At 45.9% G+C, this 13,876-nt stretch carries 11 protein-coding genes; 5 read left to right on the forward strand and 6 right to left on the reverse strand.

Annotation, left to right across the window (positions count from 1 at the left end; genetic code table 11):
* Nucleotides 1-49: 49 nt before the first annotated feature.
* Nucleotides 50-910 carry a PA4780 family RIO1-like protein kinase gene (locus ACVBIO_RS11485; protein WP_447159432.1) on the forward strand — a complete coding sequence of 287 codons (861 nt, stop codon included), beginning with the start codon at nucleotides 50-52 and terminating at the stop codon, nucleotides 908-910.
* 101 nt (nucleotides 911-1,011) lie between these two features.
* On the opposite strand, the gene ACVBIO_RS11490 is transcribed toward ACVBIO_RS11485, so the two are convergent.
* The 6 genes from ACVBIO_RS11490 to ACVBIO_RS11515 all read right to left on the reverse strand — a co-directional run bounded on the left by ACVBIO_RS11490 (nucleotide 1,012) and on the right by ACVBIO_RS11515 (nucleotide 9,075).
* A complete protein-coding gene (locus ACVBIO_RS11490) occupies nucleotides 1,012-1,584 on the reverse strand; it encodes a peroxiredoxin family protein (RefSeq protein ID WP_447159431.1) in 573 nt (190 codons plus the stop codon).
* Between the two features lie 177 nt (nucleotides 1,585-1,761).
* Entirely contained in the window at nucleotides 1,762-2,184 is a 423-nt protein-coding gene (locus tag ACVBIO_RS11495) for a DUF3010 family protein (RefSeq protein WP_447159430.1), read from the reverse strand.
* 89 nt (nucleotides 2,185-2,273) lie between these two features.
* On the reverse strand, nucleotides 2,274-3,998 hold the full coding sequence (locus tag ACVBIO_RS11500; RefSeq protein ID WP_447172654.1) for a hypothetical protein: 1,725 nt from the start codon (nucleotides 3,996-3,998) through the stop codon (nucleotides 2,274-2,276).
* Between the two features lie 729 nt (nucleotides 3,999-4,727).
* Nucleotides 4,728-5,498 carry a phosphoadenylyl-sulfate reductase gene (locus ACVBIO_RS11505; protein WP_447159428.1) on the reverse strand — a complete coding sequence of 257 codons (771 nt, stop codon included), beginning with the start codon at nucleotides 5,496-5,498 and terminating at the stop codon, nucleotides 4,728-4,730.
* Nucleotides 5,491-7,188, reverse strand: a complete 1,698-nt coding sequence (gene cysI, locus ACVBIO_RS11510) for an assimilatory sulfite reductase (NADPH) hemoprotein subunit (RefSeq protein WP_447162994.1) — start codon at nucleotides 7,186-7,188, stop codon at nucleotides 5,491-5,493. Before cysI ends, ACVBIO_RS11505 begins: the two co-directional genes overlap by 8 nt.
* 90 nt (nucleotides 7,189-7,278) lie before the next feature.
* Nucleotides 7,279-9,075: an assimilatory sulfite reductase (NADPH) flavoprotein subunit gene (locus ACVBIO_RS11515; RefSeq protein ID WP_447169065.1), complete on the reverse strand. Its 1,797-nt coding sequence runs from the start codon at nucleotides 9,073-9,075 to the stop codon at nucleotides 7,279-7,281.
* Nucleotides 9,076-9,420: 345 nt separating this feature from the next.
* Between ACVBIO_RS11515 and ACVBIO_RS11520 the strand changes: the two genes are divergently transcribed.
* From ACVBIO_RS11520 to ACVBIO_RS11535, 4 genes are all read left to right on the forward strand, one after another.
* The gene (locus ACVBIO_RS11520; protein ID WP_447172655.1) at nucleotides 9,421-10,635 is read left to right on the forward strand and encodes a Re/Si-specific NAD(P)(+) transhydrogenase subunit alpha; all 1,215 of its coding nucleotides are present in this window, start codon (nucleotides 9,421-9,423) and stop codon (nucleotides 10,633-10,635) included.
* Entirely contained in the window at nucleotides 10,635-10,910 is a 276-nt protein-coding gene (locus ACVBIO_RS11525) for an NAD(P) transhydrogenase subunit alpha (RefSeq protein ID WP_447159424.1), read from the forward strand. Before ACVBIO_RS11520 ends, ACVBIO_RS11525 begins: the two co-directional genes overlap by 1 nt.
* Nucleotides 10,911-10,916: 6 nt before the next feature.
* Complete coding sequence (locus ACVBIO_RS11530) at nucleotides 10,917-12,299, forward strand: NAD(P)(+) transhydrogenase (Re/Si-specific) subunit beta (RefSeq protein ID WP_447159423.1); 1,383 nt, start codon at nucleotides 10,917-10,919, stop codon at nucleotides 12,297-12,299.
* Nucleotides 12,300-12,465: 166 nt separating this feature from the next.
* On the forward strand, nucleotides 12,466-13,833 hold the full coding sequence (locus ACVBIO_RS11535) for a MipA/OmpV family protein (protein ID WP_447172656.1): 1,368 nt from the start codon (nucleotides 12,466-12,468) through the stop codon (nucleotides 13,831-13,833).
* Nucleotides 13,834-13,876: the final 43 nt, after the last annotated feature.

Raw genomic sequence — 13,876 nt, forward strand, 5'->3', positions numbered from 1 at the left:
AATAAGCGAATGCATTCCATCATCAGGCTAACTAAGGTATAAGAGCCCAATGAAAACCCCAAAACGACTCCAACCTCTGGTTGATGAAGGACTAATTGACGAAGTGATTCGTCCATTAATGAGCGGCAAAGAAGCCGATGTTTACATAGTTAGATGTGGCGACGACGTTCGTTGTGCCAAAATTTATAAAGAAGCTGATAAGCGCAGCTTTAAGAAAGCCGTCGAATACCGTGAAGGACGTAAGGGTCGTAACTCTCGTCGAACAAGGGCGATGGAGAAAGGATCTAACTACGGACGCCAAGAACAAGAGCAGGCATGGCAAAATGCCGAGGTCGATGCACTGTTTCGTCTAGCGGATGCTGGCGTGCGTGTGCCTACGCCTTATGGCTGTTTTGATGGTGTGCTATTAATGGAGCTCATCACAGATGAAGCCGGTTATGTGGCACCACGACTTAACGATGTCACTCTTAACGCCGATATGGCCATCGCGCACCATGCTATGGTGATGAAAGATGTGCAGCGTATGCTATGTGCAGGCCTTATTCACGGTGACTTATCTGAGTTTAACGTGTTACTCGACCATACTGGACCTGTGATCATTGATCTGCCTCAAGCGGTCGATGCCGCTGCCAACAATAACGCTAAACGCATGTTATTACGTGATGTGAATAATATGACTCAGTATTACGGTCAATTTGCGCCGTCACTGCTCGGCAGTAAATATGCCCAAGAGATGTGGCTTAAGTTCGAGTCTGGCGACTTGTTACCCGATACTGAGCTAACAGGTGAGTTTATTGAGAGCGAGCAAAGTGCCGATATTGAGGCGGTGCTAGCCGAGATCCAAGCCGCTTTTGAAGAGGAGCAAGATAGAAAAGCGCGGATCCAGGGTGAAACGGAAGATGAGTTTTAATCCTCATCTGTATAACTAAGCTAGTTAAGCTGATATTTATCAAATAAAAATCCCTGCTATGTCGCCATTGCAGGGATTTTTGCTGTGCCGTTTAATCGAAATTAGTCAACTTGATCGGTGTCGCCTTGAGGCGTTGCAGACTCTAGATTAACCTTCTCAATATTCAGTTCAGCCAAGTTTGCGGCGATATCTTCCGCTGCTGTTTTAGCATTGATATCTTCATCAATTTTTAAAATCTTACCGTCGGTGCCGATGTAAAATGTCACCCGGCTCGCAACGCGAACAAAGTTAAGTACATCGTATGCCTTGGCAGTCTCTTTGCTTGGATCGCTAAGCATTGGAAAGTCTGCCTTTTGCTCACGGGCAAAGGCTTGATTATCTTCTAAATCATCAACGCTAGCCATCATGTATACGGCGTTATATTCACGGATTAGGTGACCCTTTTCCACTAACGATTTACATTCCAAAGTACAGCCACGCGTGTTTGCCATTGGGTACCAGGCCAAAACCAAATTTTGCTTACCTTTGTAGTCACTTAATTGGTAAAAATGGCCATCCGTTGCCTGCAGTTTAAAGTCTGGTGCGATATCCCCCACCTTTAAATCGGTTGCCATCGCAGCGAGTGGCATCAGCAATAATGCGACAAATCCAAATTTTGAAAGCTGTTTAATCATGTTGTTCACCTTTTTGATTCAATGAATCATTTTGACTCTATGAATTGTTTGTATATGTTTATATTTTGTTTTTATTATCAATATTCAATTTAGCCGCACGGTCAAATCAAACACTTAGCTTTATTTAATGCTTTAGCTACTTAATACGTAAAGAGCTGATTAAGGATCAACTCCGCACTAGCCCAGACACTCAAACGCTAAATCGTAAGCCTTGCCCAAGTCGACCGTTTTAGGTCTGTGTGTTTTGAGGTCACTACAACGCTTATCGGTTGCTCTTAGTGTAGCAGGATGAGCAAACTCAACCTCGATCTCTACGCTGGCTAATATCGCGCCTTCCATTAAAAAAGTGCCTGCGCCACCAGCACCTTGCCCCGTTGTCGCACGTCGATTGACAACTAACTTATCAAGCTTATGTTCCTTGATATAAGCCTTGATTAACGCGACAAACTCACGAGTATCTTGTTGAGTCGGGTTTTTCACTAAGCTAAATTTATTCACCTTAGGCGCGATAACATGATGAGTATCCCGACTTCCCGACAGGGTAACCAACCTCACTTCATTGGCTTTTAAAAATACCCCACAAACAACCTGTTCAGTCATCTTGACTCCAAACCATAATGCTATTGGTAAATAAAAACGCCAGCCTTAACTGGCTGGCGTTTTCGATTGCTCATTATTGCATAAATGCTTTACTGAGTTGAGCGAGAGTTAACATAAGAGTCAATCTCAAAGCCTTTCTGGTCGATATCTAGACTTAGCTTAACGCGCATATCGTAGTCTTTCATCATCTCAAGCTCTTCAGGTATAGGCTCGCCCGTTAACTCAATAAAGGTTAGCAAAGGCTTAAACATCTTCATGTAATCAGTAGACATCACCATCAAGCCATTATTGACTAGCGTTTCAGCCGCTAAGCTATTAGCGATAGCCTCACCTTTATTGCCCGCAAACAACACTAAGTGATTCCCTTTAACTGCCAACTTTGGCGAGACATTCACCTCTGCTGGTATTGGGATAATCGTGTTGAGATCGATTGCATCACCATTAGCTGGTAGCTGAATATTGGCCAGCTCAGGTGCAAAAGGCTTCACCAAGTTAAACAGCATTGCGGGGTTTTCAGCAGACAAACTCAATACCGCATCTAGGCTTTCAAGCTGTGGATTATCAAGATTGTCACTGATCTTATAATCGATAAGCGAGACACCAATACCTTTCACGCCATTTGCCATCCCCGTAAACATGCCTAGCATTGCAGGGCTCTGTTGGCTCATCTGCACCTGCATTTCAGCAAGGGGGCCACACTGGTACTCCGGAGTTAACATGTCGTCCCAAATAGCCGTTAATGACGGCACCATCTGGTTAACATCAATTCCAAGACCGAAAGTAAACACACTATTGTCAATGTCTTGTACATAAGCTGGAATATATCCACGCAGCTTTTGATAGGCATTTAGCAGCACCTGGTTATTACTTTCTACTACCGTTCTAAAACCAAATATGCTTTCTTTGTCGGTCACTTTAAGCTCATCATAACCTGCCACCGTACGCGGCCAATTATCGGCTATCGATGCAAGCTCCTGCTGACATGCCGGTGTTCTAAGTTCTACCAGAGGGTCTTCTTCAACCATTTCAAATAACTTAGATAGCTGACCTGCAAGTTGATTTCCATCTGTGCTGGTTAGCGCAGTGACAATCTCTTTATGATTGATATAGCTCACACCTTCGTTCATAAAGCCATGGTTCTTGATGATGTCTTCAATAATATGTGCATCAACAATTGAATTATCCACTGGTGTCACGCCTAGTGCGGTTTCCAGTAAAACAGCTTCACTAAAAGAGGTGGTTATGGTTGATACCAGCAGGCCGTCATGCACTGTAACAATCAGATTAATATGCTCTTTTTCGCTTTCATCTGTGAGCTGATAGCTACGATAATCCACGCCCTTTAAATTGGCATTTGTGTGAGTAAAGCCACTATCAGCCTCGGCTTTATCGAGTAACGCCCAAATCGCATCGGCATTTTCAACTTCAACTTTTATCACCGGCATTAGGCCGAGCGTGTAAAAGTAGCTACGAATGTTTTCAGCAAGACCAAAGGTTTGAATAAAAGTGCTACCGTCTTTCATTGACGCCATGTATGACTTAGCAAGGCTCAATATAAATCGTGTTTTAGGGTCGGATTCTTGCTCGAGATCATCTAAGGCATCAGCAGGATACTGCCTATAGGCCTCAGAAAGAGAATTGATATAAGACTTAATAGGAAAAGGTTGTAGCTGAGCAGAGAAAATCGGGGTATCTGCTGGCACATAGCTTAATACAGCATTATCGCTTGCCGACACCTGCGTTGATTGCTGGCTATACCAATATCCACCAGCACCCGCAGCGACAACCACTGCAGCAATAAGCATCTTATTCATTCAAAACTCCATTTAAAAATTCAATTAATCCAGTATAAACAGCAGTAAACGGTGTTACCGAATCAATACTACAACATTGTGTGTAGCTAATACTAATCTGTATGAAATAGCGGCGGAAATTGACTGAAATATGATGCTATTTGGATTAAATAGGGGTGGGGAGAAACTAAAAATGACACTAATTTAGCGCGAGGTGAGACTGAATAATAACAGCAAACGCCAGCCCCAAATACTTGAAAGCCCCAGGCAACCCAACATAGCGGGGTTGCCTGGGGCACAAATCGCTTGATAAGCAGGCGCTAGCAAGCCAATCAAAGCACTCATTTTTTTCGCCCCTTGGCTGTAAAAAAATGAGCTTGGTTTATCTGGTTACTGACGGCTCTGCCTGCAATGTTTAGCTGATTTTGATATGTACACCACATTTGATGTACGTCTCGAATAATCAGTGGAAGACTAAACCTTGCCTAGCCCAATCGAGCTTGATACAGAACAGTTCCCTAAAACCATCTACGGGAACCTCAAACTATAGCCTAAAAAAATAACTGTGCATAACCTTGTGAGTAAAAATGTACAGAAATAAACAAAAATTAATACTAAAGCACTAAAACCATTTTACAACAATCACTTACGAAGATTGAATTTGTATGCAGATATACGTTTCACTCGCCTACAAATGGCACGTTTGTACCACTTGTTATGGCGATTACTCTGCTTAGCCTGTTTCTATCACTAAATGTCGTAGTGCAGACCACATTCACGCTTTAATCCATTAAAACGCGTTTCCTCTTCACTCATTCCCAGCTCTAGGGGTTTACTCGAATGGGTGTCGCCCACAGAGACATAACCTTGCTCCCATAATGGGTGATAAGGCAGCTCAAACTCGGTTAAGTACTCATGCACCTGTTTATTGCTCCAATCAATGATCGGTAGAATTTTATAGCGCTGTCCATGAATCGCCAAAATTGGCAGAGCCTCACGAGTACTCGATTGAGAACGTCTCAACCCCGCAAACCAGGTACCGACCTCTTGCTCAGCCAAGGCACGTTGCATAGGTTCTACTTTGTTGATCTGGTTATATTTATCCAGACCATCTAAGTCTTGCTCCCACAACTTACCAAAGCGCGCTTCTTGCCATGCCGCGCTATAAGGCGATGCATACACCTTAAGATTAAGCGAGAGCCTTGCAGTCAACTCGTCGATAAATTGATAGGTTTCGCTAAATAGGTAACCCGTATCGGTGAGCAGTACTGGAATATCAGCCTTTTCAGCGCTAACCATATGCAACATCACCGCCGCTTGAATACCAAAACTTGACGATAATGCATGCTTACCCGGCAAGTATGCCAATGCCCAGCGCACGCGCTGGACGGGTGTCAACTCAGCTAAAAATTCATTGACGCGTTTTAATTCAGCTTGTTGCTCTACTTTCGGCGCGCTTAATAACGCGCTAAGCGCGTCCGCCGTAATCACAGAATCAACAACATTGTGGGTATCAACCATGAAAGTCCTTAGCCGCATCGTTCACAGCTGCAACTACGCCACTACGCACGGTATAGTTACCAAAAGTTTCACCCGCCTGGCGCTGTGATACATATTGCGCAAACAGGGTATCTAACTCCGCAAGGATCTCCGCTTCCTGGATATTCTCACGATATAATTTATTCAAGCGGGTGCCTTCAAAGCTCGCGCCTAAATAGAGGTTGTAGCGACCCGGCGCTTTACCGACTAAACCAATTTCAGCGGCAAAGGGTCTTGCACAACCATTGGGGCACCCCGTCATACGAATAACAATGCCTTGGTCGAGGAAACCATGCTTTTCTTGCAAGCCTTCAACCTTAGTCAGAAAGTCAGGGAAATAACGTTCAGCTTCAGCCATAGCAAGCGCACACGTTGGCAGTGCCACACAGGCAATTGAGTGACCGCGGGTTTCGGTAATAAGCTTGCCAAGTAAGCCATGCTGCCTTGCTAAGCCTTCAATCTGCTCTTTATCTGCACTCGGTACACCCGCAATAATAATATTTTGGTTTGAGGTCATACGAAAATCACCCTGGTGAATTTTCGCAATTTCTCTCAGGCCTGTTTGCAGCGGCTGACCCGGTAGATCTGTAACGCGGCCGCCTTCAATAAATAGCGTTAAGTGCCAGTTATCATCTACACCTTGCTTCCAGCCATAGCGATCACCGCGATCGCCAATCACTACATCACGCTTAGGTTCAAACTTAATGCCGGTGCGCGCTTCAATTTCAGCTTTAAAAGTGTCAAAACCATGTTTAACAATGGTGTACTTTAAGCGTGATAATTTACGGTTTTCACGATTACCCCAGTCACGCTGAATCGTCATTACCGCTTCGGCAAACTTTAAGGTGTCTTCGGCCTTGATATAGCCAAAGTCGTCGGCCAAACGTGGGAAGGTCGAGACTTCACCATGAGTTGAGCCCATGCCGCCGCCGGCAACCATATTAAAGCCAACCAACTCATCGCCTTCGGCTACAGCAATAAAGCCCAGATCATTAGTGTAAACATCCACATCATTATCTGGCGGTACGGCAACCGCCATCTTAAATTTGCGTGGTAGGTAGGTTTTACCGTAAACAGGCTCCACCTCTTCACCTTCTGTGGTCACTAATTTTTCATCGTCTAGCCAGATCTCAGCGTAGGCTTTAGTATGCGGCAACATGTTATCTGACAGCTGCTTTGCATAAGCGTAAGCTTGTTGATGCAACTTGGACTCTACAGGGTTTGGGTTACACATCACGTTACGGTTTACATCACCACATGCCGCGATAGAGTCCAGCGCCTCTTTGTCGAGATCTTGAATAATAGTCTTAAGATTACGCTTTGGAATACCGTGATACTGGAACGTTTGACGCGTGGTTAAACGGATACTGTTTGAGCTCGTCAAGTTCGAGGCTATTTTATCAACCGCCAACCACTGCTCTGGCGAACACACGCCACCGGCCACACGGGCACGCAACATAAAGCTATATAGAGGCTCAAGTTTTTGCTCTTTTCGCTCGTTACGTAAGTCACGGTCGTCCTGCTGATAAAAGCCATGGAATTTGATCAACTGTTGATCGCCTTCACTAAACGCACCCGTTACTGCGGTGTCTAACCCTTCTTGAATCGTACCGCGCAGATAATCACTGTCGGTTTTTAGGTATTCATTTACTGCTAACTTTTGCTCACTCATAGCAAGGTACTCTCTTCAAATTCTGTTTTGCTCTCGCGCCAGTTACACCCTAGCGGCGCTCATCATTGCGTGCTCGTTTAACGCTGAGTCTTAATAGACATCTTTTTGGTAACGTTTAGCCGCTCGCAGTGCTTCTAAATATTCAGCCGCTTGCTCTTTGCTTTTACCACCGTGCTCAACAACAAGATCTAACAGGGCTTGATGTACATCTTTCGCCATACGCTCAGCATCACCACAGATATAGAAATGCGCGCCAGATTCTAACCACTGCCACAGTGCCTCGCCTTGTTCGGCAATCTTATGCTGCACATACACTTTATGGTCTTGATCACGAGAAAAGGCCAAATCGATTCGAGATAACAGACCTGATTGCAGGTATTGCTGCCACTCAGTTTGATAAAGGAAATCTTGCTCGAAATGTGGGTTACCAAAGAACAACCAAGCACTGCCTTGAGCGCCCTGCTCAGCCCGTTGCTGCATGAAAGCTCTAAAAGGTGCCACACCGGTGCCAGGACCGACCATGATCACTGGCGTGTCTGGATTTTCAGGTAAACGAAAGTGATTATTAGGCTCAACGTACACCTGCACTTCTTGACCTTCCTCCGCGCTGGCCAAGAACTGAGACGCTCCGCCAAAACGCGCTACGCCGTCACGGTCATCTTCAACTAATGCCACCGTTAAGTGCACTTCAGACTCAACTTCAGCCTGACTCGATGCGATAGAGTAAAGTCTTGGGGTAATACCGCGTAGCAAGCCAACAAATTGCTCGGCGCTCACAGACGCAGGGTATTGGCGCACTAAGTCAGCCACCTGGTTGTTATTAACAAACTCACGGGTTAACGATTTATCCGCACTGATTGCGAGTAATGCTTGATCTTGACTAAGCTCAGCCCATCCCGACACTAAGCCCGGGTAAAGTTGAGTCAGCTCTTTCTTGTTCGTTAACGCATCCTGAAGCGTTAAGGTCTCTTTACCCACACTAACCTGCTCATCAGCATCAAGTTTCAAAGCTTCAATGAGTTCTGAGACCAAGCTTGGAGAGTTGGTAAACCACACCCCTAAGGCATCACCAGCTTGATATTCAATACCCGACTCACCCAGCTCAATTTCAACATGGCGAACATCTCTATCTGAGTCTCTGCCAGTCAGCTTTTGACTCACAAGCAGCTCTGCGGTGTAAGGCTTTTGTTTACTAAAACTTGAGGTCACAGCTTGGGTGCTGGCAATTGAAACCACGCTTGCGCTCGTGCTCTGTACCAAGGGCTTAACCGCCTCTAGCACATCCGCTTGCCACTGCTGTGATTGTTCCTCGTAATCCACATCACACTCAACCAATGGCGCAATAGCGCTCGCGCCTAATGCGTTAAGGCGAGACTCAAAGTCTTTACCGGTTTGACAGAAAAACTCATAACTTGAATCACCCAATGCCAGCACCGAGTAATTAAGGTTATCCAGTTTAGGGGCGCGCTTAGAGCTTAAGAATTTGTGCAGCTCAATAGCATCATCAGGCGCCTCACCTTCACCATGAGTACTCACAACTAACAGCAGTAAGTTCTCTTGTTTAAGTTGACGCGTCTTATAGTCACCCATAGACACTAGGTTGACCGCATAGCCCTGTGCCTGTGCTTTTTCGGCAAGTTCAGTTGCCACTCCTCTACCGTTACCCGTTTGGCTTCCGTAAAGAATGGTAATAGTTTGCTCTGTACCCGCTTGCGAGCTTCCCGCGGCTTGTGGTACTCCCGCCGATCCTTGCTCAGACGTTGCAGCAAGATAGCCACTAACCCAAGCAAGTTGAACGGCACTCAGCTCTGCAGTGAGCTGCTTTAACTTGTCCACTTGGCCAGCAGAAAGCGGCGAAGCGAGTGATGAAAGCTCTTTTAACAACATGGAAACGGCCCTGTATCAGTGTAATGTAGGCAAGCTTATCCCCTCGCTGAAAAAGAAAAAAAGAATAAAAGCTGATTTTTAATTCGATTTTGGAATATACAAAGTTCAAAAATTAAGCTACAAAAGTAACTAGCGGTTCAAATAAACCATTTGGGCTAGGGTTTGCGAGTGCAAACTTCTATTCAAAAGTGTGTCGCAGCGCAAACTTTTCAGTCTGACCAGTCCTGAAAATAGGATATTGAAAAATATGCGCTTGTGTCTAAATCCAGAGTCGCCACAATATGCACCCTGAAAAATAAATGACATCTGTTCCTACTAATGTCCTCAACTGAGAGGTTTACCTTTGTGAAGCTAGGTCTACCCAAAGAAAGTCACGCAGGTGAAAGTCGCGTTGCGATTATTCCTGCCAATGTGGCTCGACTACTTAAAAATAATCTACAAGTTCTTGTTGAAAGTGGCGCTGGTAGCAATGCTGGTTTTACTGATGAAGACTATATCCAAGCAGGCGCATCGATTGTGTCTCGCGAACAAGTTCTGAGTGACGCTGACATCATCACGGTGGTGAATGCAAAAGATGAACAGCTCGCAGAACTTACATCGCTTATCAAGCCACAGCAAATTGTCATAGGCATGATGGATCCGCTAGCGCATCCCGAAAATGCCCAGGCGATTGCAGATACTGGTGCAACCGCAATTGCACTGGAACTTGTGCCACGGATCACTCGCGCACAAAGCATGGATATTCTGTCTTCAATGGCTACAATCGCAGGCTATAAGGCGGTGTTACTTGCTGCGCATAAAGCGCCGCGTTTATTCCCCATGATGATGACAGCAGCGGGCACCCTAAAACCTGCACGCGCCTTTATCATGGGCGTGGGTGTAGCAGGCCTTCAAGCTTGTGCGACTGCAAAACGCTTAGGCGCTGTGGTTGAGGCTTACGATATTCGCCCCGCAGCACGGGAACAGATTATCTCGGTAGGTGCCAAACCTGTTGAGCTCGATCTAGAAACCGAAAATACCGAAACCAAAGGTGGTTACGCTGCAGAGCAGTCTGATGACTTCCTTAAGCGCCAACAGCAAGCAATGGCCAACGTACTTGCTCAGCAAGATATCGTTATCACCACCGCTGCTATCCCCGGCCGTAAAGCACCAATACTTATCACCAAAGAGATGGTCGATGGCATGAAGCGCGGCACCATTATTGTCGACCTCGCAGCTGAGACCGGTGGTAACTGTGAACTAACTGAGCTCGATAAAGAGGTGGTTTACAAAGGTGTAACCATTTTGGGGCCATCAAACGTCCCTGGCACTGCGGCAAACCATGCCAGTCAGATGTACGGTACCAATATTGAAAACTTACTTAAGCTACTTGTCAGCAAAGAAGGTGAGTTAAACCTCGACTTTGAAGATGAGATCGTAAAAGACACGGTCGTGGCTCACCAAGGTCAGGTTACCAGCGCGCGTTTACGTGAGCTTTTAGGCTTACCCGCGCTTGACGTTGCAAGCCAAGTTGACAGTCCAGCAGAAAGTCCAGTTGAAACAGCTCCGGAGGCTAAATAATGGAAATTTTACTGCTATTGACCCTATTTGTGGTTGCGGTGTTCTTAGGCGTCGAGATGATCACTAAGGTGCCACCTACTCTGCACACGCCATTAATGTCGGGTTCAAATGCGATCTCAGGGATCTCGCTTGTGGGCGCGCTGTTGTCAGCAGGTTCTGGCGCTGGTATTTGGGTGAACGTACTCGGCTTTGTCGCTGTGGTACTTGCCACTATCAATGTTGTGGGCGGTTACATGGTAACCAACCGCATGCTAGCCATGTTTAAAAGGAAATAAGCCACTATGAGTACGACGATTATTTACCTCGCCTACTTGGTAGCTTCATGCTTATTCATCTTAGGTATTAAAGGGCTAACTAGACCACGTACAGCCGTTAGGGGTAACCAGCTTTCAGCGCTCGGTATGTTTATCGCGGTAGTGGTCACCCTGTTTGACCAAAGCATTTTAAGCTACGAGTGGATTATTGCTGGTGTGTTACTGGGTGGCTCGATTGGTGCTGTTATGGCGACCAAAATTCAAGTGACCTCAATGCCACAAATGGTTGCGATGCTAAACGGCTTCGGCGGCGGTGCGTCACTGTTTATTGCATTGGCTAACTTCCTTGATCCAACCTCAGCAACTCATACGGTTGCACTTGTGTCTATTGCCGCGACTGTGATTATTGGTGCGGTCACGCTTTCGGGCTCATTTGTTGCGTTTGCAAAGCTGCAAGAACTGATTTCAGGTAACCCGATCAAGGTGCCGGGCAACAAGGTGCTTAATGCACTATTGCTTATCAGTGCAATTGGTCTTGCTATCGCTATCGTCATGGATCCAAGCAACATCAACCTGATCTACGCCTTGGTTGCAGTGTCACTGGTTCTAGGCTTGCTACTTGTGGTACCCATTGGCGGCGCAGACATGCCAGTGGTTATTGCTTTACTTAACTCATATTCAGGTATTGCAGCAGCGACCACTGGTTTCATCACTGGCAACACAGTACTGATTGTATCGGGCTCATTGGTTGGTGCATCGGGTATTATCCTGACGCAAATCATGTGTAAAGCCATGAACCGCTCACTGTTTAACGTCCTGTTTGGTGTGATGGCTGAAGGCGGTGAAACCATTGATGCCGACGAAGTCTACGCGGGTAAAGTGACGTCATCTTCACCAGAAGAAGTGGCCATGCTACTAGAAACTGCCGAGCGCGTAGTGATTGTTCCAGGTTACGGTTTAGCCATGGCGCAAGCACAGCACGCCGTGCGTGAATTGGCCTCGGTGATGGAAGCACGTGGCACACAGGTGCTGTATGCGATTCACCCAGTTGCAGGGCGTATGCCTGGTCACATGAACGTCTTACTTGCTGAAGCTGAAGTGCCTTACGAGCAGTTGATTGAGATGGATGAGATCAACCCACAGTTCGAACAGACTGACGTCGCGATTGTGATTGGCGCCAATGACGTAACCAACCCAATGGCGCGTGAAGATAAGGGCAGCCCAATTTACGGCATGCCTATTCTTAACGTCGATAAAGCCAAAACAGTGGTTGTGGTTAAGCGCTCATTGAGCCCAGGCTTTGCTGGCTTGCCTAACCCGCTATTTGCCATGGACAACGCATTGATGTTGTTTGGCGATGGTAAGAAGGCCATTGTGGAGCTAACACAGAGCTTAAAAGAAGCTGACTAGCAGTAATGTTTAATCGCTAAACACCAAAAGGCCGCCAATGCGGCCTTTTATTTTTATTCCACATTGGTATTAAGTTCTATTTAACTTGTCGTTGTTAAAATTATGTAATTCACGGTTAAAAAGCAGTACTCTAGCTCACAGTACCCCGCGCTAAAAAGAAAATAATATGATAAAAAAAATGCTTTCGTTGCTCCCCCTTACACTATTAGCACCAATGAGCGCATTGCAGGCCGCAGAAAATAGCCAGCAAACAAAAATGCCCCCGCCCCCCGTCGAATTAGCGCAAGACACAAAAGTGCAATGGAGCGATAACTGGGGCATAGGCATTGGCATGCGCCGCGGCGATATTCCTTATGCAACCGAAGACGATGAGGTATACGACACCCTGCCTTTAATCTATTTTAAAAATGATTATTTCTACATTAATGGAATGGAAGCTGCGGGTCATATCTGGAAAAATGACAACCATCAGATCAACCTCTACACCCGTTTTCGTTTTGTCGACATCCCCAAAGAACTGCAAAACGACACCCAATCTCAAGCCTTTGATTTTGGATTACAATATCGCTTCGTTAAAGATGAGTGGGATGTTGACCTGGCCTTTTTATCCGACTCTCATAAACGCAGTTATGCCTATAGCCGCACCCAATATCACTGGGAGTCTGGTGACTGGAGAGTCAAGCCTTATGCAGAATTTCAATGGAAAAGCGCTGATTTTAATGACTACTACTACGGCTTAAATCAATACGATGTAGGCGGTGGTGTGAGTGTTAACGCCGGTGTGAAAGCACGCTACCATGTGTTCAGCAACCTATATCTGCTCGGACAGTTTGGCGTTGGTCGTCTCGAAGACGATGTCTACAACTTGCCAACCATTAATAACCGCTTTCAATATGAGTCATTCTTAGGCTTTGGTTTCTTCCCTGAACCTAATAGCAAAAAATACTCAGCGCAACCAGCCCCCACTAAGCGTAAAGAGGGTAGCGAATATATCCGCATCGCCCACGGCTGGGCAACACCATCCAACCTTAATGCCATCTTGAAATGGCAAACCAAGACCGACCCATACAATAACCAGATGACCTCGGCATTTTATGGTACTCAGCTCACCGATAGTTTGTTTAATTTCCCTATCGACTTATACCTGACCCCAGGTCTGGTTTGGCACCATAGCTCAGAGGTACAAAGTGATATTGCCGAAGCTGTAATAGCCGTAAAAGCATTCTACACCTTCGAGCTGGGTCCACGCTTTAGACTGGGTGTCGCAGAAGGCTTATCTTATGTCAGTAACGTCACCCATATCGAGGGAAGCGAGTTAGAAATTAAAGATTACAAACCCTCTAAATTACTTAACTACTTAGACTTCTCATTGGACGTCAACGTAGGCGATATCTTTAACTCTGCCAAGATGGAAAACATGTGGTTTGGTTATAGCATTCACCACAGGTCGGGGATCTTTGAGTCAAGTTCAGCCTTCGGCCGTATTAGCGGCGGCAGTAACTATCAGAGTGTTTACCTGCAGTGGCACTTCTAATACTAAATTAATGCTCATTAAAAAGGCCGCAATTGCGGCCTTT

This window comes from Shewanella sp. 0m-8 (assembly GCF_052977265.1).